Below are 20,842 nucleotides of genomic sequence, written 5' to 3'. Positions count from 1 at the left end.
CGTCCATGGAAGAAGCCATCCTCCGGGCATCGCTTGCGCCGGCACCGATGACGAAAATCATCGTCGAGCAATTCCTGGCGACCTCGCCATGGGAAGCCGCGGCGGCGTTGATCGGCCTGGCCTATCTGCTGCTGGCGGTCCGTCGCAACCTGCTGTGCTGGTTGTGTGCATTTTTGAGCACAACGATTTATCTGGTGCTGTTCGCGCAGGCGTCGCTGTACATGCAGTCGCTACTGCAGGTGTTTTACCTGGCGATGGCTGTGTACGGCTTCATCGACTGGAAGCGCGGGCGAACCGAGTCCGGCGAGGTGCGAATCGAGTCGTGGACTGTGAACCAGCATGTGATGGTCGCGGTGCTTGTCATAATCGTGAGCGCGCTGAATGGCTGGGCCCTGTCGCGATGGACCGACTCGCCGGCGCCGTATCTGGATTCTTTCGTCACCTGGGGCAGCATTGTTACCACTTGGATGGTCGCGCGACGCATAATCGAGAACTGGTTGTACTGGATCGTGGTCGACGGCGTCGCTGCCTGGCTGTACTTCAGCCAGGGGCTGCTCGCCACCACGGTGTTGTTCATCATCTATCTCGGGATCGTGGTGCGTGGATATTTCGTGTGGCGGCGGGAACAGCAGTTGCAGAGTAAGTCGGTGGTCGCCGCGCCCTCGACTTGAGCTGGCATGACGGCCGCTGGCAACGCCGCCGGCGCGCTCGACATCGCCGCGCGGGTGCTGGGCATCGCGGTCGAGTCGGTTCTGTCCTGCGAGCCCATCAAGCACGGGCTCACCAATGAAAGCTGGCTGGTGCGCACCAAGCGGGACGACATCGTCGTGCGCCTCAGTAACAACGCCGATGAAGCGCTGCAGATCGATCGTCAGAGCGAAGCCCTGGTGCTCGCGGCGGTTAGCGAGGCGGGCATCGGGCCCGACGTGCTCCTGTGCGAGCCTTCGCAGCGAGTGCTGGTCACGCGCTATCTCGGCGATACCTGGGCCGAGGCTGATGCCGTCCAGGAAGAAAACATCCAGCGCCTGGGACAATTGTTTCGTCGCCTGCATCGCGTGACGCCGCCGGTCAACGTCCGGCGCGTGGAGCTGAACGATACGCTCGAAGGCTATTTCCGCACGTTGCAAGAGCGCGGCATTCAGCCGGCGCTGACGACCAAATCATTGCGCGAACGAGCGTTGCAGGTCGCACTGAAGTTGCGCGAGAACTCCGCCGCCACACTGTGTCACAACGACGTTCATCATTTGAATGTCACCGACGACGGCACGTTGCGGCTCATCGATTGGGAGTACGCGGGCGTCGGGCAGCGGTTGTTCGATCTGGCGTCGGTGTGCGTTTATCACAAGTACGACAAACTGCAGCGCGAGCAGTTGCTGAGCTCGTACACCTCACTCACCGAATTGACGACCTGGCATCGCCTGGAGCTGGCGTGCTGGTTGTTCGACTACGTGCGCGATCTGTGGATGGCTGTGCGCGAAAGCGGCGGCTGATCTCAGGCGCGCCCGGGCGCGCAATGTTTGAACGCCAGCGTAACCTGGCCGCGCAGCGTTCGTAGCAAGCCAAGTTGCTCGGCATCGATTTTGATGCCGTCGGGTTTCTCCGAGTCGGCGTACAAGAGTCCGATGGCTTGCCCTTTCAACATCACCGGCAGCAGGATGAAACTCCTGGCGCGAGTCGCCTTGCGATGCCATTCCGGAATGCGCTGGGCGATGTTCTCGGCCTGCGCGTTCTCGATGACGATGTCGGCGCCCTTCTCGATGGAGACATGGAACGCGTCCGGCGCGAACGCCAACGAAAAGCTGCACTGAGGAATGATGCTCTCGATGTCCGCGCCGAAACCGAAGCGGGCGCGCATCGAGTTCATGCGCGCGTCCCGGATGAAAATCAGGGTGCGCGTGAAGTCCATGCCGCGATACATGGTTTCCAGCACCATGTGCAGCAGGTCGTTCAAGGAGCAATCGGTCGCGAGCGCTTCGGTCACATCGCGGATGCCGGCGGACAGCGCCTGCTGCGAAGTCTCGGTTGCGGTGGTCGCGGCATCCTGCTGTTGTTCATCGATCGCGTCGACGTGCTCCGTCAACGGATCGGGAGTCTGGGCGGGCTCGGCGGTCGAGGTCTCGGCGGTGTCCGCCGGAGTTCCGCTCCAGGCCCGGATCGTTTGCCACGTCGCATTCTTCTCCGCCGGGACATCGAGCCCGGTCGTGCGCTCGGCCATCTCCTTGAGGCTTTGATCGATGAGGGCGCCCAGTTCTCTGACATCGAGTTTGATCGCGGGGCCGTAGCGTCTGCTGAGCGCAAACAAGGCGGCCGACTTACTGGAGGGCGGGGTGCGAAGGGCGGCGTTGCACAGGTCGTTGGCGTAGTTGGCCGCGACCTTCAAGCGATCGACGTCACCGGTAGGGGCCGAGATCTCGCGAGTCGACAGCGTCTCCATGCCTTCGATCAACCGCGCCGGGAAATTCCATTCGCGCGCCACGCCCACGCCCAACTCGCGATATGAAATGCCGAGCACGCGTTCAGCGGCGGCTTCTTCGGGAATCTCCTTGTCCACCAGTGCGCGAATCTTCTGATTCTCCTCGTACAGGAAGAACGTCACCAGCAGCCGTCCCAAGCTTTGGAACATGGCGCAGATGACGGCTTCTTCGCTGTTCGGGATGCCGAGCCGCTGGCCCAGCTGCTTCGAGACGACGCCGGCGAAGAAGGCGCCGACCAGCTCGTTCTGCAGCGACTTCTCCTGCGGACGGCCTTTGGAGAACTCCAGCATGGTCAGCGCCATGGCGGTGTTCCTCACCTCGTCGCAGCCGAGAATCATCACTGCCTTGGAGACCGTACGGATGCGGCCGTGATATTGGCCATAGAGCGCCGAGTTCACCACTTGCAGCAGCTTGGTGGTGAGCGAGGCGTCGCGCAGAATAACCTGTGTTAATTGCCGGGCACTGTGCAGCTCGTTGGCGACGACGCTGTTGATGTCGACGATGGTGGTCGACAGCGTCGGAAAGCCCGAGCAACTGCGCAAACGGCGCAGGATCGCGTCCAGTCCTGGCGGTCGATGATCTTCGGTACGCGTCGGCATGCTCGGCATGAGTTCGTAATGTCATTCGCGGCCGGTGAGCATCCTCGGCCCGCGTTTTCTATTCCGCTGAGACTGTGTATCAACGTGCATCGACCCTCTGGGAGTTTCCTTGAGTGGGGAAGATACGTGGGGCGCACTGACTTGGAGCCGAGTGAGACCCACGTCGCATCTCATCGAGCATGCGATGTCGGCCGATTCCCTGCCGTCGCCATCGGTTCCACCCGTAGAATACGGCGTCATGATTCTTCCATTGGCCTCGCTGGCCGAGACTTTGAACACACCGGCTCCGTGGCTGATGCCCTATCTGTGCGCTGCGCGGGCCGTGGCGGCGGCGAAAGCGGATTCGGTAGCCGATGCGTTGAACGCCGCGTCGAGCGGCGGCATTCGCTTTGTCGAGCAGGCCGCGTTGCCTGAGGGCGAGCCTTACGAGTCCTTCATTGCGCGCACGGCGTGCGTCCCGACTCGCGACAATCTGCACGACCTGTTCAACGGGCTGATGTGGCTCAGCTACCCGAAGACCAAGCGACGTTTGAATGTGCTTCATGCGGAAGAGATCACGGCGCGAGGGAGCGTTGCCGGCGCTCGCGGCCCGTTACGCGATGCCATGACGCTGTTCGATGAGAACGCCGCGATATTCCAAGCGCCGGCGGTGTTGGTTGAGGCGTTACGTGCGCGCAATTGGCAGCCGCTCTTCATCGAACACCGAGCGCAATGGGCGTCGGCGCACCTTGCGCTCTTCGGTCACGCGCTGCTCGAAAAGCTGATGCAGCCACGCAAGCCCATCACCGCTCACGTCTGGCTGGTCGAGGAGTTCACCGATGAGGCGATTGCCTCGAGCTTGACGTTGCCACGACTGGCGGCCAAGGACTTTCTTCCCTTGCCCGTGCTCGGCGTGCCTGGCTGGTGGCCCGCCAATGAGCATCCCGCCTTCTATGATGATGCCGATGTTTTTCGGCGGCCGCGTTGATGCGAGCCCGTCATCCCGTATAGCCTGTCCGCTATGAACCTGCGCGATGGTGTGTTGGTGCGGCGAAATGCCGTGGGGTCGGACGATCTCGCGGAGCTCACCCGTTTCTTACGACGGGCCGGCATGGCCGACTCGCCGGTCTCGAACTTCGAGGATGACGCCGCCGAAGATCAGGTCGAGTGGGTGATCAACAAACAGATCCGCGACACCCAGCATGTGAAGCTCACCAAGGCCATCGAAAAGAAACTGGCCGCGATCGACGACGGCTGTATCGAGTCGATCGTCAATCCGTTTTACAAGGTTGAGGTGCGCGACCGCGAGCCATTACAAATTCTTCATTACGGCGTCGGCGGTCATTACATTCCGCACGTCGACGCGGAAACGCTCTACAAGGACGACGACGGCCTCGAGCTCTGGGAAAAGACTCTGGACCGCGATCTGTCCGTGGTCTATTTCATCAACGATGATTTCTCGGGCGGTGAATTATTCTTCCCGGCGCTCGATCTGGTCATCGAGCCGGAAGCGGGCACGCTCGTGTGTTTTCCTTCCGATCACAATTACATCCACGGCGTGCGCCCCGTCACTGCCGGTCATCGTTACACCATCGTCAGCTGGATGCGCGTCGCCGGCATGCCCCCGCCGGAGGAGATCAACCAGATGTGGATGGACGAATATCAGCGCCGCCGACCGAAACAGATCGCGCAACCGCCGCGGTTGGGCAAGGGTCGGGGTGTGGCGGTGGGGATTCCCTAGCGAACTTTTTCTCGAGCCCAGTGCCTCAACAGTGGCGTCGCTTTGCGCCAGTGATGCAGGTGGTGGCACATGAGTATCTTCCGTCATTCGATCTTCGCGTGCGCAGTCGTTCTGGCGATGAGCGCGCAACGGACTGAGGCGGCGAATCCGCTGGGTATCGCTTTTAAGGACACCACGAACGTTTCTCTTTACGCACAGCCGGGCGGCATGATCATCGCCGGGCGTTGCAATCGGAACGATCCCGCGTTCGCGGATGCGCGACGCAAGGGCGCCGAAGTTCTTCAATATATCGCCGCGACTGAGCGTCCCGATACCCGCGTGTGCAAGCTCGACAACGAGTTATATATGAATGACCCGTCGCGCGTGCCGCTGTGGCCGTATCCGCGCGAAGGAGAGCGGGTCAGTTATCCCAAAACTCACATGACCGACATGCGTCCTGGCTCGCCCTGGATACAGCACGTCGTCGATTACGTCACGCAGTTGATGCGCGATGGCCAGGTGGACGGCGTATTTCTGGATGCGCTCGGTGCGCGGCCGTGGAACAAGGAAGCTCATTGGGACGATTGGCCGCAGAAAGAAAAGGATGAGTGGACCGATGGCGCCATCGATCTGGTGCGACGGCTCGATGAGAAACGGCGGGCGATCAATCCGGACTTCATCATCGTTTCCAATGGCCCCTGGGACCGCGGCGACTCACGCGGCCAGGGCGGCGAGCGTTACGTGGACGGCATCATGCTCGAGCATCCCAAGACGGGGTCGAGGTGGCATGAGAAACAAGCGGCCGAGGCGTTCGGCGATCTGGGACATCGACGCGTGTTGGTCGTTGCCTCCGGCCCGGACGATGCGCGGGCCTGGGCCAAGGTCAAGGGCGTGACTCATGTCTGCAGCCAGGTCGGCAAGGGAGAATATGCGCATCCCACCGAGCCGGCCGTGTCGTTCGAGCCGCTACACGATCGGAAGTCAGCGTCGTCTAAGTGACGCGCTGACCCGGCAGCGTCGCGAATGCGCGCACTGGGAATGTTCCCATTCCTTTGACCTTCGGTGGGACCGCGGTGAATGTCGCGCCGGTTGCCGGCACGAGCTCGAGCCCACGCATGTGCTCGACGATAGGGATGCCCGCACCGAGCAGGGTGGTATGAACGGGCCGGTGCCCGCCGGTGGTGTCGTCGATGTTATAAGAATCGATGCCGACCAGCTTTGCCCCTCCCTTCTTCAAATACTCGGCGGCCTCGGCCGTCAGGAACGGATGGCCTTCGAAGTATTGATCCGTGCGCCAATGACGCGACCAGTTCGTGTGAACGAGCACCGCCTTGCCGCGAACATCGATCGCACCGAACGCCTCGGCCGGAATCTTTCGACCTGACATGCCGTCGGCATGCACGACCACCGCGTCCAGGCCAACCAGCGTATTCAACGTCAGGCCCGCGATGTCCGTGCCGTCGGCGTAACGGTGAAACGGGCTGTCGATGTAGGTACTGGTGTTGGAGCACATCGTGATCTTGCCGATCTGAAACTCCGTCCCCGGCGCGTACAGGCTGCGAGATTGTTCTCTGCTGAGGTGATCGCAAATGATCGGCGCCGGCAGTCCCTTGTACGTGATCATGCCATCTTCGATAGTGTGACTCAGATCGATGAGCGTCGCTGCCGCCTTATCCTCCACTGCCGCCGTGGCGCGCGAGCGCTTGTGAGGTTCGGCGATGATGGTCTTGTTCAAAATCGCCACGCGCCCGACCATCAGCAAGCGCAGGTCTTGAACGATGTACTGCGCCAGCGCGCTGTCATCTATGTCCTCGCCTTCGATATCCAATCGGAACCCTTGGCCCTGAATGCCACCGCCATTCAGAAACTCGATTTCGAAATCGAACTGGACACGCTTTTGCGGGCTGGCGGGACTCATCTGAAACGACCTCTCTCGGAATGCGCCGGTCAGTATCCCCCGAGCCGGTGGCCGGGGACCATCGAAAAGAATTGAAGCACGTTTAAGTTAGACTACAAGCCGTGTTCGGACACGGAGCGACCCGGAATGGCCCAAGTGATCGTGGATCCGAAAAGGATCAAGAGTTTTCGCTCGGCGGCCGAGTTCGAGGCCTGGCTGAGCAAGCATCACGACCGCGAAGAGGAGCTGTGGCTGCGGATCTTCAAGAAAGATTCCGGCAAGCCGACGGTGACTTATGCCGAGGCGCTGGAGGTCGTGCTGTGCTGGGGCTGGATCGATGGAATTCGCAAGTCGTACGACGAGATTTCGTTCCTGCAGCGCTACTGTCTGCGCAAGCCCAAGAGCATCTGGAGTCACATCAATCGCGAACACGTCGCGCGACTGACCGCGGCGGGGCGGATGACACCTCACGGCCAAAAGCACATCGACGCCGCCAAGGCCGACGGCCGCTGGGACGCCGCCTATGCACCGATCCGCAGTTCCTCTGTGGATACAGTTCCCAAAGATCTCCGCGCCGCCATCGATGCCAACGCCCGCGCTCGCAAGACCTTCGAATCGCTCAACCGACAGAACTTGTTCGCACTGACGTTCCGGACCAACAATATGAAAACACCGGCCGGGCGGGCGAGGAAGATTGAAACGCTGGTGGCGATGCTGGCCAGGGGCGAGACCATCGTGCCTCAGCGGGTGGAGAAGAAGTCAGCGGTGAAGCGGGCGAAGAAGAAGCGGAGTTGAGATGGAATCGATGAGCCTCAATGCGAGATATCGTGGTGCTCTTGTCGGCCTGGCCTGTGGAGACGCCGTTGGAACGACCGTCGAGTTCATGCCGCGCGGAACGTTTCCGCCGGTGACCGATATGGTGGGCGGCGGGCCCTTCGTGCTGAAAGCCGGGCAATGGACTGACGATACGTCTATGGCGTTGTGTCTCGCGGAGAGTCTGCTCTATCGAAAAGGTTTCGATGCGACGGATCAGATGAACCGCTACTGCAACTGGTGGCAGCATGGTTATTTGAGCTCGACAGGCGAATGTTTTGACATTGGTAATGCCACGCGGGCGGCCTTGCAACGCTATCTGCAAACGCGCGACCCATTCTCAGGGGCGACCGATCCACGCAGTGGAGGTAACGGTTCGTTGATGAGACTCGCGCCCGTGGTTCTGTTCTTCTTCAACGACCCCGCAGCATGCCTGCATTTCGCGGAGGCTAGTTCCAGAACGACTCATGCGGCGCCCGAACCGGTGGAATGCTGTCGCGTGCTGGCGCAGGCACTGATCGCCATTCTTCGCGGCGTCCCTCGTAACGAATTGCTGTCGCATGCCGGTGAGGGAATCCATGAGCCGAAAGTTGTCGGCATTCTTGCGCGGGACTACCAGTCAACGACCGGGGCGGAAATCAGAGGATCGGGTTACTGCATCGACTCTCTTGCCGCTGCGCTGTGGAGCTTCCTCACGACGGAAGATTTCGAGAGCGCCATTCTTCGCGCAGTGAATCTTGGAGACGACGCGGATACGACGGCGGCGATTTGTGGCCAGTTGGCCGGCGCCTATTACGGCGTGGAGGGGATACCGCGGGCCTGGCGCATGCGGCTCGCAATGGCCGAGTACATTGACGAGACGGCGCAGCGCCTGTTTGCTTCGTGCGCCGCAGCTACGAGGCATCCGTAGTAGACACGGGGTCCTGTTCGCCGGCACGATCCGGACGCTCGCGCGATTCGTAAATAACGACAGGGGAGGGTTACGGTATGGAACCGTTGCTGTCGATCATCGTGGCGGTGGCCCGGGTCTTCGGTCACCAAGCACTGGATGAAACCACCCGACGCACCATCGGCGAGCTGTGGGAGCACGCGAAGCAAATCATTGTCACAAAGTTCGGCACTGCTCATCTCGCGCCACGGCTCATGGATGAGATGCGACGGCAACCTACGATGAGTGCGGCGGAACATGTCGCGGCTCAGCTCACGGCACTGAATGTGACCAACGATCCCGAAGTGGCGCGCGTCTTCAGAGAACTGGCGGCGCTGGCACAAGGGGCTCGTGACGACGCGCCGTCGACTGTGGGCATTCCACAGGTGAGGAAGGCCTGGGCCGCCGATCGGCGGGCCTAGAAGACCATATTGATGGCGGCCACGGGAGTAATCGTCGCGCTCGTGTTGCGACCGGCGACAAACCAGCGTGCGCCGGCAATGACGCCAATCCGACTGCTGAAGTTATATTCGATGGCCGGCGCGACGCCGAAGCGCCAGGCGGAGTCGAAGCTCTCTTTGATGTTTTCTGTTTGACCCGTGGCGGGATTCGCCTCAGTTCCTTCGATCTTCGTGCTCGCGTCGTGCTGGTAGAGCAGGTCGACTGCAAACACCCATTCACGAGTGATGCTGTATTCCCAGGCGGAGTTGATCGTGAGCACATCCCCGGGGCTCGCGGTTCCGCGAAAGCCGGCGTTTGTGCCATAGACGCTCACATGTTCGATGTCGGCGTCGCTCGATAGCGCATACGAAACATTGAATCGGCTGCGCAGAATGCGACCGTTCGGCATCCAGGCGTAGTACTGCGAATAGAGCGCCAGCGTCGTCGTGTATGCGCCCGAACCGAAGCCGTCGTTCACGTTCTCGCCCAATCGATCGTATTTTCCCGTGGGCAGTGTCTGCTGAACGACCAACGACATCGTCGGGACCGGGCTGCCCTGCCTGAACTGCGTCAGTCGATATTGTCCCTGGACCGACACGTCGCCGATCTGTATCGAAGAGCTGTCGCGGCCGTTGCTCACGTTGTTGTAACCGAATGTCGGAATCAGTCCGGCCGTGAAGCGATCGGTCACGCCGTAGAGGATATAGGTCAGGTTGCCGTACGAATGCGCACGTTCGGCGCTTCGTTCATTACCGTCGTTGTCGTAGCGACCGTATCGAATCACATCGAAAACATATGGTTCGATGAGGGCATGGCCCTGTGGCAATGTCCCCGCGCCCGCCGCGAGAATCGGGCCGGTCCACCAGGCGTCGTCCAGCGATTGTTGATTTACCTCCGCCACCGCGGAATAGCCTGACAGGCACAACAAGCTGCCGAGCAGGATTGTGGTTTTGCGGATCATCCCTTGAGCGCTCTGGTCGACCAGTGTGACGACGATTCTCACGAAGCGGCCGCGCCGGCGCACTCCGGTTCTTGTCGGCACGCTACCAGCGAACGATGACTGGGGATGTCTTTGTTACTTCGGCAACGTAGCGACCCACTCGCGCGTAGCGTGGCATGTGTCCATGGCTCGCTTGTAGGCTGCGCGTTCGGTAGTGCGGGCGACATAGGCTCGCTCTGCCTCGTCTAGTGTCGCATTGCCAGTTCGTTGCGCGAACTGCAGGGCATAGGTCACCGAAATATCGGCCGCTGTGAATCGATCGCCCGCCATATAGGGCGAGTGCGCGAGCTGCCGCGCCACCAGTTTACGTCGGTTTTCGAAGGTCGCCTGCGCTTTGCCGGCGGTCCAGTTCTGCTGCTCGGCCTCGGGCGCGAGGATGCGAGTGACGACGACGAAGAAGGTGGAGGCCGCAAGGCCGGCTTCGCCGAGATGAAGAAACTGTTGGTACGCGGGGAAGGCAGGATCGTGTGCGTCCGGCACAAGTGGCGTCGGCCCGTAGCGGCTCATCAAATATTCCATGATCGCAATCGACTCGACCATGATCACATCGCCGTCCTGGATCGCCGGAATGAATCCTGACGGGTTGATGGCGAGAAACTCCGTGTCTTTCTCGACGCCGGCCAGCATATCCACCGGCCGCAGCCGATACGCGAGCCCCATTTCTTCCAGCGTCCATACGACCCGGAAACCTCTGCCTTCGCCGAAGACGGTGATCATGCGCGCTGGCTCGCAGTGAACACCGCCAGCTGATCGGCAAAGGCACGCTGGTAAGCGGGCCGGGCTTCGGCGCGGGCGATATAAGCGAGCAGGGTCGGATATTTTTCCAGCTGCCCCTGTCCGATCAACCGGCGCAGCACGGTCACCATCATCAGGTCGCCGGCACTGAACGCGCCGTCGAGCCAGTCGGCATCGCCCAGTCGATTCGATAATTCGGTCAGTCGCGCACGCACGCGATCCTCGAGCATGGGCCGGCGTTCCTCGTACCAGCTCTTGTCGCGCTCCACGATCTTCGCCATCGACAGCTCGACGATCGGCGGCTCCACGGTATTGAGTGCGGCAAACATCCATGCGATCGCGCGGGCTCGGGCATTTGGATCTTTCGGCAGTAGTCCGGGATGGCGCTCGGCGATGTGAAATATGATCGCGCCCGACTCGAACAGAGCGAGGTCGCCTTCTTCGTAGGTGGGAATCTGACCGAAAGGATGCAGCTTGCGATGGGCCGGCTCCTTCATTTCAGCGAATGAAACCAGCCGAACCTCGTAGGGCTGGCCCACTTCTTCGAGCGCCCAGCGCACGCGCATGTCCCGGGCGAGCCCGCGACCCTGATCGGGGGACCGTGCAAAACCGGTAATCGTGGGGGTCATCGGAGCGCTCCTGGGTGGGTACTTGCCTCAAGGACGGATGAGCCGGTCGGACGCCGACAGGGTCCTCGGATTTTTCAAGACGGAAACTTCTCGAACGCCGGCACCTTCTCGAGTCCTTGATCCCAGCCAGCCCGGCTCGCCACAAAGATATGAGCATCGGGCTCGAGGTGAACCTCGCTATTCAAGCTCCCGGCCGGGACCACGAGCAACGCTCCCTCCATCTGGACCATCGGCACCGCCGATCCGCAGGTTCGGCAGAAGCTCCTGCTGTGCCGGGTTCCCGGCAGATTGAACTGCGTGATGTTGTTCTCTCCGGCGGTCCATTTCAGCTTCGCGGAGGAGGAGAACAGGTTGGCGGCGTGGGCCGAGCCGGTGTCCTTACGACAATGCTCGCAATGGCAGAGGAAGAACCGCTCGAAGTCCCCATCGATTTCGAAGTGGATCTGGCCGCATAAACAGGAGCCTTGATGCTTGCTCATTCGTCAGACCGTAAAGCTGTGGGACGTTACGAATGATAGTCAGGATCGGCGATACTAGCGAACGCCGATGGACAGGACGCCGTGCTAATGAATCGCCGCACGATGAGCGCACATCGCTCGCCGCCCATAACCTCACGCAAGCAACTCATTCTGCGGATTCAGCGCGAACTGGAAGCCCGTGGCTATCCTCGCTTGCAGATGATGCTGCTCGTCGCTCTGACGGGCGGCGCGGGGTTTCTCGCTTCTTTCGTGATGCTCGTGTATGGCGTCGACTCGCTTGGGTTGCGCTACGCGTTGTCGGTCGCGATCGCATACCTCGCCTTTTTGGTGCTGCTCTGGGTTTGGCTTCGTACCGACTTCGACACGTATGACGGGTTGGACGAGGTTGCGTACGAAATCGAACTGCCGGACGTTTCGCTGCCGGGCGCCGAAGCCGCGGCGGATGCGGACGAATTCGCCATTCCGCTCGCTGTGGTTCTGGCGGTCGTCGCAATAGTGCTCGTCACGTTGTTCGCGTCGTTCTCAGTGATTCTTTCCGCGCCCGTGCTGTTTGCCGAACTGATTGTGGACGGGGTGCTGGCGGCGTCCTTGTATAGAAGATTGCGCCGAACCGACTCACGTCACTGGCTGCAGTCCGCGGTCCGCCGCACCATTGTGCCGTTCGCAATCACCGCCATCCTGGCCGGCGCAATAGGGTGGGGGCTGTCGATGTACGCGCCGGACGCGAGGACCTTGGGGGATGTGCTGGCCTCTTTCAGCTAGACCCGGGCAGAATACTGGCCAGGTATGCGCTACGATGGGTCCGCACCTCATCGACCGGAGGCAACATGCTCAGACGCACTTTTTGCGTGGCTATCGTAGCAAGCGTCGCGGCGTTTGGCGCCTGGGGCGACGAGCTGTCCGGCCTGTCCGGTAAATATAAATATGCGCCCGAGCAGAGCGCGGATATTTCACAGGCGATCGAACAAGCCATCGAAAAGATGAACTTCATCAAACGGCCGATTGCCCGCGGTCGCCTGAGCAGGACCAACTTTCCTTATCAGCAGATTCGAATCGAGCTCGGCGCGAGCGAGGCCGAGGTCACGTATGACACTCAGGCGCCGATTCATATGCCGCTCGGCGGCGAGGCAATCAAGTGGAAGCGCGCCGACGGCGAGGTTTTCGATGTGTCCGCCAAGCTCGAGGGCGGCAAGCTGATCCAGACTTACAAAGCGGCGGACGGCACGCGCGTGAATTCCTTCTCCAAGGACGCGAGCGGGTCGATACATCTGGAAGTGGAAGTGTCGAGCCCGCAGTTGCCGCGGCCGGTCAAGTACACGCTCATGTACCGACCGGCGGCATCGTAGCCCGCGAGCTAGGGATACTTCACGTTCTTGCCGAACGGGTAGAAGTTCTCGAGCTTGAGGTGTTTGTAGTCGAGCGCTTCGAGGCGCACGGTGCCGACGAACGGTTGATCCGGCTCGACCAGCAGGATGTTTTTCGCCCAGCCGCTGTCGTAATAACCGCGACGGAAGTGCACGCGCGACTTGATCGCGATGACTTTGAAGTCCGCGGCGTTGATGCCGATTTCGGAGAACGCGGCCGGATCGGTGTTCTGGTGCAGGTAGGGGCTGATGACGAGCTCGTTGCCATCGCCGAACTTCACGCTCACCCACAGCTGCGCGCCGCCGCCCCCGCCGAAGCGCGACATGCCGCCGCTGACCGTGTTCACCGTTCCAACCACGCGCACGGGCTCGCCGGCGGATTCGTCCACGCGCCCGCCGACCATCATGTCGAACTTGTCGCCGGGCCGGACGCCTTTCTTGCGCAGGGCCTCGATCGCGTCCTTGTCGGCGACCGTGCCGATCAAGGTGTTGCTGAGTTTCTGGTCGATGACTTGTCGGAGCAGCCAGGTGGCGGCGCCGGAGCGGTCGCTATGATCGGCGAGCACGACCGGCGTCTGTTTCTTCGCGATCGACTCCTTGGCCAGCTGCACGCCTTCCTTCATCGAATAAACCTTGGTGCCGTAATAGAGCTGCTCGCGCAGGCGCCACGCAGTGTTCGCCATGTCGTCGGCGATGTGATTGGCGAGCTCCGGATCGCCGTTCGTCATGACCTGGAACGCCATGCCGGCTTCATTCGAGTCCATGAACGCGAAGCCGTAATAGAAATTGACATAGACATCGGTCTCGCGGGCTTCCCAGACCAGGGCTCGCTGCACGAGATCCATCCAGGGCGAGCGGCCCGTCCACTGGAGTACCGACGGCGTGAGGATCGGCGGTTTGCGAGTGGCGGTCGCAGGTTTGTAGTCACCGCGGATTGCGCGAATCAAGGTGCGTGCGGCTCGCTCGCCCTGTAGATGAGTATCGTAGTGGGGATAATATTTCGTGCAGAAAGCGAGGTTCGCATAACGCAGGAAGTCCGCGTCCTCGTTGCCGTGAGGATCGAAGGTGCCGACGATGAATGCTTTCGGGCCGACCACCTGGCGCACGCGTCGGGCGAGCTCCGCTTCGGGCTTGGCGACACCGCGCACACCCATCGCACCGTGCACCGCTAGATACACGCCGTCGAAGGGCCCGAGCGTCTTCAACTCCGAGATCATCTTGTTGACGAAGTGATCGTAGGTGGTCTTGTCGATCCATCCCGAGCCCGTGCCCGTTTTCGGAAACAGCGGCGACTCGATGCCCACGACCTCGACGTTGGCGTGCTCGCGGGCGACTTTCACAAAGCCGCCCATGTAGCCGTCCGGGTCCGAGCCCAGCAGCGCTTCGCCGCGAGCCGGCGATCCCTCGTAGATGAAATCCGACAGTTGCGTGTCGAAAGGCAGGAACGTCACGGTCTCGTGCATGAAGTAGATCGCGGCGATGCGGATCGGCTTCGTGCTGGGAGCGGCCTTCTGCGCGTGGGCTACGCTGGCGCAGGTCGCAAGGACGAGAGCACTCCAGAGCGATAGGAGGGCGCGGCGCGAGATCTTCATGCGGGACCTTGAGCTGACGAGACCAGGTGCAACCTTAAGCTCCGCGGCCTGGCAAGCCCATGAATAGAACAGCGGCGTGTATAACCTCAGGTCATACAGCGCGACGCTGGGTTACTTCACGGGCGTCCAGCCCAGGCCCAGGCTCTTTTGAATCGCCACGTAGCTGCTGGTCAGCGCCGCTTTACCTTGAACCAAGCCGGCCGCGGCTGAAATGCGTTGTCGCTCGATATCGAGCTGATCCATCAGCGACGAAGTGCCCGCGCGATAGCGTTGCTCGTTGAACACCGAGGCACGAGTTGCTGCCGCTTCGGCGCGAGCGAGACTGCCGAGTTGCCGTCGCTGATAGCCGAAGCGAGACAGAGAAGTCTCCGCATCGTTCAAGGCTGCCAGGACAGTACGACGATACTGCGCTTCCGCTTCGTCACGTTGCGCTTCGGATTGGCGAACGGCCGCGCCGCTTCGACCGAAGTCCAGCACGTTCCACGACAGCGTCGGGGCGGCAAGCAACACCAGTTCTTCCAGATCGAACATGTCGCTCGCCGCGCTGCCGCCCGTGCCGATCAGGCCCATGAACTTGATGTTCGGAAAACGTCGCGCGACATTCACGCCGATCGCGGCAGTGCTCGCGGCGATGTTACGTTCGGCGGCGCGGATGTCAGGTCGATGGCGCAGCAGTTCGGCAGGATCGCCGACGGGAACTTCAGCGGGCGGCAGAGGAATTGGCGACACCGATGTGAGTTTCGCATCGACAGCGCCCGGCTCGTGACCGGTCAGCATCGCGAGCTGATTGAGATATTGCTCGACTTGAGCCCGCAGCGGCAGCAGCTGAGCCTGTGTGTTCTCATACTGAGTTTCAACCCGATCCACATCGAGCGCCGAAGCGACGCCCGCAGAGAAGCGCTGCCGAGTGAGCGTCAATATCTTTTCCTGAAGGCGAACCGATTCTTCGAACAGTCGTGCTCGTTCCTGCGCATCCCGAAGATTGATATAGGTCTGGGCCACATCAGCCGCAAGACTGACTTGCACATCCGCGAGTTCGGCCAAGCGTGCTTCCGCGGTGGCGGCGGCTTGCTCACGGGCGCGACGACGACCGCCAAACAGATCCAGCTCCCAACTGGCATCGAGGCCGAGGTTGTACAAATCCACCGCCATCGTATCTTTGCCGCCGGAGTCGGATTCTTCCGATCCGCCCCCGAGATCAATGCCTGGCAGTTCCGCGTGCAAGTAAGACAGGCTCGCGTTGGCAGAAGGCAATTGCTCGGCGCGTCGCAAACGAAGTGTCGCGCGCGACTGTTCGACGCGGGCCAGTGCGATATCGATCGATGGGCTGTTCGTGAGTGCTTCGTCAATCAATCCAGTGAGATCCGCGTCGCCCAGCGACTCCCACCAGCGCGTCGGCGCGAGCGATGCATTGAATGCAGCGTCAGCAGCGCGCACGAACTTTCCGGCGTCAGCGCCTGTATCAGGCGCGCCTTGATACGTCGGCCCGACGGTGCACGCGCCGAGTAAAGAAACAACAGCAAGCCACAAGATGCGCGAGTGCATGTCAGTGAGCCATCGAAGGACGGACGTTCATGGGCAGCGGGCGAAGGAACAGCACGAGCGGCATGACCACCAGCGTGCCGATGCCCATGATCCAGAAAATATCGTTGTAGGTCATGATCAGCGCCTGCTGCTGAACTTCCTGCGCCAGCGTGGCGAGCGCCGCCGGCATGCTGCCGAGTTGATGTGCGGCCGAGGTAATGTAGTCCTGCACGGAGGCAGCATTGGCGGGCATCGATTCCAAAAGACGATGTGCATGCAACGCGGCGCGTTGATCCTGAAGGATCGCCATGCCTGCCAGCGCCAGCGAGCCACCGAGATTTCGAGCGCAACTGAACAGACCCGCGGCATCGCCAGCTTCTTCGCGGCTCACCGATTGAATCGCGGCCTGACTTAGAAACACGAAGCTGAGGATGGTGCCGACACCGCGCATCAGCTGCGAGTCGACAAAGGCCGAGCCGACCGAGTCGGCGGTGAGCGAGACTTCGGCGAACGAGCTGATCGACATGATCAGCAGGCCGAGCGCCACCGATAGCCGGATGTCCAGTCGTCGCAGGATGATCGGAACGAACGGCATCATCACCAGGCTGGGCAAGCCGCTCAACAGAACGATCTGCCCGGATTGAAGCGCGTTGTAACCGGCGATGACGGCGAGGAACTGCGGGATCGCATAAGCGGTGCCATACAACACCATGCCGAGCACCAGGCCGGTGATCGCGACCGAGCCGAACTGTCGATCGAGCAGCAATCGTAGTTTGATCACCGGTCGTTTCGCAAAGAGCTGTCCGGCGAAGATCAGCACGAAGCCGAGGGCCGACAGGATCGCCATGTTGATCATCAGTTGCGATTCGAACCATTGTTCCGACTGACCGTCTTCGAGCAGCACGGTGAGGCCGCCGAGCCCCGCGGTCATGCCGGCAATGCCGAGCCAGTCCGCTTCACGCAGCCACTGCCAGTTCACGGCGCGATGAGGCAGGCCGATCAGCAACAACATCACCAACGCGATGCCGACCGGCACATTGATAAAGAAAGCGTAGTGCCAGCTCAGGTTTTCGGTGAGCCAACCGCCGATCAACGGGCCGAGCACCGGGCCCATGATCGCGGTGACGCCGAACATCGCCATGCCGATCGGTTGCTGTGAGCGCGGCAGTCGAGTGGCGATGATCGTTTGCGCGGTCGGGATCAGTGCGCCGCCGGTGAATCCCTGGCCGACGCGACCGATCACCATCATGGCCAGCGACGTCGACAGGCCGCACAGGATGGAGAAGCCGGTGAACAATACCGCGCAGAGTAAGAGCAACGTTCGCAGGCCGAGCAAACGTTCGAGCCACGCGGCGAGCGGCAGGACCACGACTTCGGCCACAAGATAGGCAGTGGCAATCCACGTACCCTCGGTGCCGCTCGCGCCGATCTCGCCTTGAATCGTCGGCAGCGCGGAGTTGACGATGGAAATATCCAGCGTCGCCATGAAGGCGCCGATGGTGCCGGCGGCGACCGCGAGCCAGGCGGTGAGGTCGGCTTTCTCCGTCACGCCGACAGCGGGTGAAGCGAGCGTTGCGCTGGCCATGTCAGTTGGCCGTGCTGAGCAACTGCTCCTGCTCTTGTTTCACGCGATGCAGGTCGTCCTTCGCGGATCGCGTGTCGACCGTCACGGTCACGGACAGCCCGGGCACCAGCAGCTTGCGCGCTTCGGGGCCTGCTTCCAGCGTGATGCGCACGGGCACGCGCTGAACGATCTTGGTGAAATTGCCGGTCGCATTTTTTGGCGGCAGTAAGGAGAACTCGGCGCCGGTGCCGGGGGCGAAGCTGGCAATCGTGCCGTGCAGTTCGACGCCTTTGAGCGTGTCGACTTCGATGTTGACCGCCTGGCCGATGCGCATCAGGCCGATCTGGGTCTCCTTGAAGTTCGCTTCCACATACAACTTGTCGAGCGGCACGATGGACATCAAGCGCGTGCCGGGCTGAACGAACTGCCCGACCGTCACGGTCTTGTTGCCGATCCGACCGTTCATCGCCGCACTGATCGTGGTCGATTGCAGATCCCCCTGAGCGGCCGACAACTGCGCCCGCGCGCCTTGGCCTTGTGCTTTCGCCTGCCGGACTTGAGTTTCCAGCGATTCGAGGCGGCGTTCGGCGACTTGCAGAGCGGCGGCTTGAGATTCGGCGTCGTTGGCCGATTGCACCGCCATTGTGCGTAGTTGCTCGAGCTTCTCTTGCGGCTCGGCGCCGGAAGCGGCCAGCGGCTCGTAACGTTTCACTTCGTTTGCATCATGATTCGCCTTGGCGCGAGCGGCGGCCAAGCGAGCGCGGCCTTGCGCGATAGTCGCGTGCTGTTCGCGAATCGTGGCGCGCACGTTGGCTGCGTTGGCTTCGGCAACATCGATCTGCGCCTCGATCTGTTCAGCTTGGGCCTGATAGTCGTGTGCATCGATGCGCACCAGCGGCTGACCGACCGTGACATCCTGGTTGTTTTCGATCAGGACTTCGGCCACGTAGCCGCCGATCTTCGGCGAGACCACGACCGAGTCGGCACGAATGTAGGCGTCGTTCGTGTCCTGAAAGTAGCGGCCGCGCGCCTGGTGATAGATGAACCAGCCGCTCAATACCACCGCGATTGTGATACCGCCGGCCACCAGGGCCACGCGGGCTTTGGGATTCAGCCGCACCGGGCCAGCCGCCGGTGCGCTCGGGGAGGAGGTCATCGTCTCGTCGTCATGGATGGAAAAGTGAGACTTAAAGTATCACTTTTGGCGACGCACGACGAGGGTGAGGTCAATTCAGCCTTTGGATTTGAGACCTGCGGCCGCTACGGTCAGCGCCCAGCTGCGCGCCGCCAGCGCTTTACGGTTCTTGGCTCTCTTGATGGCGCGCGAGCTCAGCAACGAGCTGAGCAGCAATATGTCCGGCGGCCGCAAGTCCGCCCGGCAGCGGCCGGTCGCAACCGCCTGCCGCAGCGGACGTGAAAAAACCTTTATGTAGCGGGCGACCGCGGCCTGCAGGTCTGGGTTCTGCGGATCCATCGCCTGCCAGTATTCGATGAGCGGTCCGTTGGAAAAGATGCGGTCGGCGCAGTAGCGCAGCAGCTTCAGGAGAGCGTCGGGATCGTCGCGCAGCTCGCGCGCTTCCGTTTCCAGTCGGTCCAGTGAGCGGTTTAGTAGCGCCAGGAACAATGCCTGCCGATCGGGAAAATTGCGAAACAGCGTGGCGCGGCCGACGCCGGCGCGCGTCGCGATCAGATCCAGCGGCGCGGCCGTGCTTTGAGAAAGGAACAATTCCTGCGCGGCATCCAGCAACAGCTCGCGGTTGTTGGAAGCGTCGGCGCGGGATTTTCTGGCGGGCTTGGACTGAGGCATGACACGTAGTCTATGCGACTGCATGTCATGCGTCTGTCGTTACAACGGGTTAGAACACGCTCCAGCGCACAGCGATGCCGGCGACCTGCGCGTCGTAACGCCGGGCGACGCGATTGCTGTCGCGATCGCTGCCGCGATAGCTCAGCTCGAAGGCCAGCTGGTCGCGAGGCTTGTAGGTGAACGTAAACAAGCCGGTCAGCACATCGTCGTTACGCTTGCCGTTCACCAATTCCAGATCGCGCGTGTTCAGATATTCCTGATCTTCGTACGAGGCGGTGAGCGCGAAGCTCAGCTTCTCGGTCGGGCTCCAGGTGGGCGACAGGCTGTAGCCGTCGGAGATGAAGTAATCCGATTCGGCGTCCGTATAAGCTTTCAGCTCGCTCCACGCGGCCAGCAACATCGAGAACTTCTCGCGCGGTTTCCAATCGATCTCGGCGCGCCACGTGTCGCCCGAGTATCGACCTTCCGGATTGGCGGGGCGCTCGCGTTCAACGTAGCCGGCGCTCACGCGAAATTGAGTGCGCACCGTGGCGGTGTAGGTGAAGCGGGCAAGCGCAGCGTTTTCTTCGTAGTCGCTATCGGAAGCGGTGGCGTCCGGAGCGACGATCGCGTTTGGAAACTTCGCGTCGATGTAGCGGTACTCGACGCCGAACGAATGGAACGACGGCGTCGCATAATCGATGCTGACGCGGCCCATGTTGGCTTCGAGGTTTTCGCTCCGACGAATATCCAGGTCGTGCTCGGTTTCGATGCGGCCGCCGCTGGCACTGACCGACCAGCGCGGGCCGATCGCCCAACGCAGCATGGCCGAGTAGTTGGTGCCTTCGATGATGTCGCGCTGAGTGCCCAGCGTGTTCGCGAAGTCCGCCAGCGTGCGATCGTATGAGGCGGACAAGCGGCCGGACAGCGCGGTCAGTGCGTGGAAGTCGAACGACGCCGAGGCGTCGCCGCCGGTGTAGTCGAGATAGTCGTTGTCCTGGTAGCGGGTATCGAACACGCGACCCTTCAGGCGCAATGTTTGCTGGCCCATGTGAAAGTCGTTGCCCAGGCCGAGCGTGATCTTATTGATGTAGTCCTCGCGCGCAGGCTCGCTCTCGCCGGCCACGACGCCGAGGTCGGTGCTGTCGGCCTTGCGGAACAGATTGTCGTCGTAGAGGTATTGCTCGGAGAGATAGAGGTGTTCCTCTTTCTTCTCGTCCGGTTGCGCGGCCAGCGCGGCGTTACAAAGCACCGTGCTGACGGCGGCCAGGCATATGGTGTTTCGACGAATGATCGTTCCCTTCGCAGTCATTAGTTC

Annotated in this window: 22 protein-coding genes; 10 read left to right on the top strand and 12 right to left on the bottom strand. The window is 61.5% G+C overall.

Annotation, left to right across the window (positions count from 1 at the left end; genetic code table 11):
- The first annotated feature begins 5 nt into the window (after positions 1-5).
- Both pnuC and ACFPN2_RS09115 read left to right on the top strand, forming a co-directional pair.
- Complete coding sequence (pnuC, locus tag ACFPN2_RS09120) at positions 6-671, top strand: nicotinamide riboside transporter PnuC (RefSeq protein WP_380596300.1); 666 nt, start codon at positions 6-8, stop codon at positions 669-671.
- A gap of 6 nt (positions 672-677) precedes the next feature.
- Entirely contained in the window at positions 678-1,490 is an 813-nt protein-coding gene (locus ACFPN2_RS09115) for a phosphotransferase (RefSeq protein ID WP_380596299.1), read from the top strand.
- 2 nt (positions 1,491-1,492) lie between these two features.
- On the opposite strand, the gene ACFPN2_RS09110 is transcribed toward ACFPN2_RS09115, so the two are convergent.
- Complete coding sequence (locus tag ACFPN2_RS09110) at positions 1,493-3,073, bottom strand: HDOD domain-containing protein (RefSeq protein ID WP_380596298.1); 1,581 nt, start codon at positions 3,071-3,073, stop codon at positions 1,493-1,495.
- A 238-nt stretch (positions 3,074-3,311) separates the two neighbouring features.
- On the opposite strand from ACFPN2_RS09110, the gene ACFPN2_RS09105 reads away from it, so the two are divergent.
- The 3 genes from ACFPN2_RS09105 (at position 3,312) to ACFPN2_RS09095 (ending at position 5,771) form a co-directional block, all read left to right on the top strand.
- Positions 3,312-4,040: a DUF3025 domain-containing protein gene (locus ACFPN2_RS09105; RefSeq protein ID WP_380596297.1), complete on the top strand. Its 729-nt coding sequence runs from the start codon at positions 3,312-3,314 to the stop codon at positions 4,038-4,040.
- Positions 4,041-4,073: 33 nt separating this feature from the next.
- On the top strand, positions 4,074-4,793 hold the full coding sequence (locus ACFPN2_RS09100) for a prolyl hydroxylase family protein (RefSeq protein WP_380596296.1): 720 nt from the start codon (positions 4,074-4,076) through the stop codon (positions 4,791-4,793).
- Between the two features lie 69 nt (positions 4,794-4,862).
- Entirely contained in the window at positions 4,863-5,771 is a 909-nt protein-coding gene (locus tag ACFPN2_RS09095) for a hypothetical protein (RefSeq protein WP_380596295.1), read from the top strand.
- Here ACFPN2_RS09095 and ACFPN2_RS09090 read toward each other — a convergent pair.
- Positions 5,764-6,690: a cyclase family protein gene (locus tag ACFPN2_RS09090; protein WP_380596294.1), complete on the bottom strand. Its 927-nt coding sequence runs from the start codon at positions 6,688-6,690 to the stop codon at positions 5,764-5,766. The two genes, ACFPN2_RS09095 and ACFPN2_RS09090, sit on opposite strands and share 8 nt — an antisense overlap.
- A gap of 126 nt (positions 6,691-6,816) precedes the next feature.
- On the opposite strand from ACFPN2_RS09090, the gene ACFPN2_RS09085 reads away from it, so the two are divergent.
- From ACFPN2_RS09085 to ACFPN2_RS09075, 3 genes are all read left to right on the top strand, one after another.
- Positions 6,817-7,464 (top strand): YdeI/OmpD-associated family protein, encoded by a 648-nt coding sequence (locus ACFPN2_RS09085; RefSeq protein WP_380596293.1) that lies wholly within the window; start codon positions 6,817-6,819, stop codon positions 7,462-7,464.
- Position 7,465: 1 nt separating this feature from the next.
- On the top strand, positions 7,466-8,392 hold the full coding sequence (locus ACFPN2_RS09080; protein ID WP_380596292.1) for an ADP-ribosylglycohydrolase family protein: 927 nt from the start codon (positions 7,466-7,468) through the stop codon (positions 8,390-8,392).
- A 77-nt stretch (positions 8,393-8,469) separates the two neighbouring features.
- Positions 8,470-8,832, top strand: coding sequence for a hypothetical protein (locus tag ACFPN2_RS09075; RefSeq protein ID WP_380596291.1), 363 nt, complete (start codon positions 8,470-8,472; stop codon positions 8,830-8,832).
- Here the strand turns inward: ACFPN2_RS09075 and ACFPN2_RS09070 are convergent.
- The 4 genes from ACFPN2_RS09070 to ACFPN2_RS09055 form a co-directional block, all read right to left on the bottom strand.
- Complete coding sequence (locus ACFPN2_RS09070) at positions 8,829-9,854, bottom strand: transporter family protein (RefSeq protein ID WP_380596290.1); 1,026 nt, start codon at positions 9,852-9,854, stop codon at positions 8,829-8,831. The genes ACFPN2_RS09075 and ACFPN2_RS09070 overlap by 4 nt on opposite strands.
- A gap of 72 nt (positions 9,855-9,926) precedes the next feature.
- A complete protein-coding gene (locus ACFPN2_RS09065; RefSeq protein WP_380596289.1) occupies positions 9,927-10,568 on the bottom strand; it encodes a glutathione S-transferase family protein in 642 nt (213 codons plus the stop codon).
- Complete coding sequence (locus tag ACFPN2_RS09060) at positions 10,565-11,215, bottom strand: glutathione S-transferase family protein (protein ID WP_380596288.1); 651 nt, start codon at positions 11,213-11,215, stop codon at positions 10,565-10,567. Before ACFPN2_RS09060 ends, ACFPN2_RS09065 begins: the two co-directional genes overlap by 4 nt.
- A 74-nt stretch (positions 11,216-11,289) precedes the next feature.
- Positions 11,290-11,694, bottom strand: a complete 405-nt coding sequence (locus tag ACFPN2_RS09055; protein ID WP_380596287.1) for a GFA family protein — start codon at positions 11,692-11,694, stop codon at positions 11,290-11,292.
- Between the two features lie 198 nt (positions 11,695-11,892).
- Between ACFPN2_RS09055 and ACFPN2_RS09050 the strand changes: the two genes are divergently transcribed.
- On the top strand, positions 11,893-12,456 hold the full coding sequence (locus tag ACFPN2_RS09050) for a hypothetical protein (RefSeq protein WP_380596286.1): 564 nt from the start codon (positions 11,893-11,895) through the stop codon (positions 12,454-12,456).
- Positions 12,457-12,521: 65 nt separating this feature from the next.
- A complete protein-coding gene (locus ACFPN2_RS09045) occupies positions 12,522-13,040 on the top strand; it encodes a hypothetical protein (RefSeq protein ID WP_380596285.1) in 519 nt (172 codons plus the stop codon).
- Between the two features lie 8 nt (positions 13,041-13,048).
- On the opposite strand, the gene ACFPN2_RS09040 is transcribed toward ACFPN2_RS09045, so the two are convergent.
- The 6 genes from ACFPN2_RS09040 to ACFPN2_RS09015 form a co-directional block, all read right to left on the bottom strand.
- Positions 13,049-14,545 (bottom strand): M81 family metallopeptidase, encoded by a 1,497-nt coding sequence (locus ACFPN2_RS09040; protein WP_380600083.1) that lies wholly within the window; start codon positions 14,543-14,545, stop codon positions 13,049-13,051.
- A gap of 216 nt (positions 14,546-14,761) precedes the next feature.
- Positions 14,762-16,195 carry an efflux transporter outer membrane subunit gene (locus tag ACFPN2_RS09035; RefSeq protein WP_380596284.1) on the bottom strand — a complete coding sequence of 478 codons (1,434 nt, stop codon included), beginning with the start codon at positions 16,193-16,195 and terminating at the stop codon, positions 14,762-14,764.
- Between the two features lies 1 nt (position 16,196).
- On the bottom strand, positions 16,197-17,759 hold the full coding sequence (locus ACFPN2_RS09030; RefSeq protein WP_380596283.1) for a DHA2 family efflux MFS transporter permease subunit: 1,563 nt from the start codon (positions 17,757-17,759) through the stop codon (positions 16,197-16,199).
- A gap of 1 nt (position 17,760) precedes the next feature.
- Positions 17,761-18,894, bottom strand: coding sequence for an HlyD family secretion protein (locus ACFPN2_RS09025; RefSeq protein WP_380596282.1), 1,134 nt, complete (start codon positions 18,892-18,894; stop codon positions 17,761-17,763).
- A gap of 75 nt (positions 18,895-18,969) precedes the next feature.
- Positions 18,970-19,485: a TetR/AcrR family transcriptional regulator gene (locus ACFPN2_RS09020; protein ID WP_380596281.1), complete on the bottom strand. Its 516-nt coding sequence runs from the start codon at positions 19,483-19,485 to the stop codon at positions 18,970-18,972.
- A 109-nt stretch (positions 19,486-19,594) separates the two neighbouring features.
- Entirely contained in the window at positions 19,595-20,836 is a 1,242-nt protein-coding gene (locus tag ACFPN2_RS09015; protein ID WP_380596280.1) for an outer membrane beta-barrel protein, read from the bottom strand.
- Between the last annotated feature and the right edge of the window lie 6 nt (positions 20,837-20,842).

This window comes from Steroidobacter flavus (genome assembly GCF_042651805.1).
Classification (GTDB): domain Bacteria; phylum Pseudomonadota; class Gammaproteobacteria; order Steroidobacterales; family Steroidobacteraceae; genus Steroidobacter; species Steroidobacter flavus.
This window is presented reverse-complemented; position numbering and strand designations above follow the sequence as displayed.

What these genes read in the sequence shown, in the direction of transcription:
- pnuC (WP_380596300.1), top strand. Translation starts at nt 6, where the DNA reads ATGGAAGAAGCCATCCTCCGGGCATCGCTTGCGCCGGCACCGATGACG.
- ACFPN2_RS09115 (WP_380596299.1), top strand. Translation starts at nt 678, where the DNA reads ATGACGGCCGCTGGCAACGCCGCCGGCGCGCTCGACATCGCCGCGCGG.
- ACFPN2_RS09110 (WP_380596298.1), bottom strand. Translation starts at nt 3,073, where the DNA reads ATGCCGACGCGTACCGAAGATCATCGACCGCCAGGACTGGACGCGATC.
- ACFPN2_RS09105 (WP_380596297.1), top strand. Translation starts at nt 3,312, where the DNA reads ATGATTCTTCCATTGGCCTCGCTGGCCGAGACTTTGAACACACCGGCT.
- ACFPN2_RS09100 (WP_380596296.1), top strand. Translation starts at nt 4,074, where the DNA reads ATGAACCTGCGCGATGGTGTGTTGGTGCGGCGAAATGCCGTGGGGTCG.
- ACFPN2_RS09095 (WP_380596295.1), top strand. Translation starts at nt 4,863, where the DNA reads ATGAGTATCTTCCGTCATTCGATCTTCGCGTGCGCAGTCGTTCTGGCG.
- ACFPN2_RS09090 (WP_380596294.1), bottom strand. Translation starts at nt 6,690, where the DNA reads ATGAGTCCCGCCAGCCCGCAAAAGCGTGTCCAGTTCGATTTCGAAATC.
- ACFPN2_RS09085 (WP_380596293.1), top strand. Translation starts at nt 6,817, where the DNA reads ATGGCCCAAGTGATCGTGGATCCGAAAAGGATCAAGAGTTTTCGCTCG.
- ACFPN2_RS09080 (WP_380596292.1), top strand. Translation starts at nt 7,466, where the DNA reads ATGGAATCGATGAGCCTCAATGCGAGATATCGTGGTGCTCTTGTCGGC.
- ACFPN2_RS09075 (WP_380596291.1), top strand. Translation starts at nt 8,470, where the DNA reads ATGGAACCGTTGCTGTCGATCATCGTGGCGGTGGCCCGGGTCTTCGGT.
- ACFPN2_RS09065 (WP_380596289.1), bottom strand. Translation starts at nt 10,568, where the DNA reads ATGATCACCGTCTTCGGCGAAGGCAGAGGTTTCCGGGTCGTATGGACG.
- ACFPN2_RS09060 (WP_380596288.1), bottom strand. Translation starts at nt 11,215, where the DNA reads ATGACCCCCACGATTACCGGTTTTGCACGGTCCCCCGATCAGGGTCGC.
- ACFPN2_RS09055 (WP_380596287.1), bottom strand. Translation starts at nt 11,694, where the DNA reads ATGAGCAAGCATCAAGGCTCCTGTTTATGCGGCCAGATCCACTTCGAA.
- ACFPN2_RS09050 (WP_380596286.1), top strand. Translation starts at nt 11,893, where the DNA reads ATGATGCTGCTCGTCGCTCTGACGGGCGGCGCGGGGTTTCTCGCTTCT.
- ACFPN2_RS09045 (WP_380596285.1), top strand. Translation starts at nt 12,522, where the DNA reads ATGCTCAGACGCACTTTTTGCGTGGCTATCGTAGCAAGCGTCGCGGCG.
- ACFPN2_RS09035 (WP_380596284.1), bottom strand. Translation starts at nt 16,195, where the DNA reads ATGCACTCGCGCATCTTGTGGCTTGCTGTTGTTTCTTTACTCGGCGCG.
- ACFPN2_RS09030 (WP_380596283.1), bottom strand. Translation starts at nt 17,759, where the DNA reads ATGGCCAGCGCAACGCTCGCTTCACCCGCTGTCGGCGTGACGGAGAAA.
- ACFPN2_RS09025 (WP_380596282.1), bottom strand. Translation starts at nt 18,894, where the DNA reads ATGACCTCCTCCCCGAGCGCACCGGCGGCTGGCCCGGTGCGGCTGAAT.
- ACFPN2_RS09015 (WP_380596280.1), bottom strand. Translation starts at nt 20,836, where the DNA reads ATGACTGCGAAGGGAACGATCATTCGTCGAAACACCATATGCCTGGCC.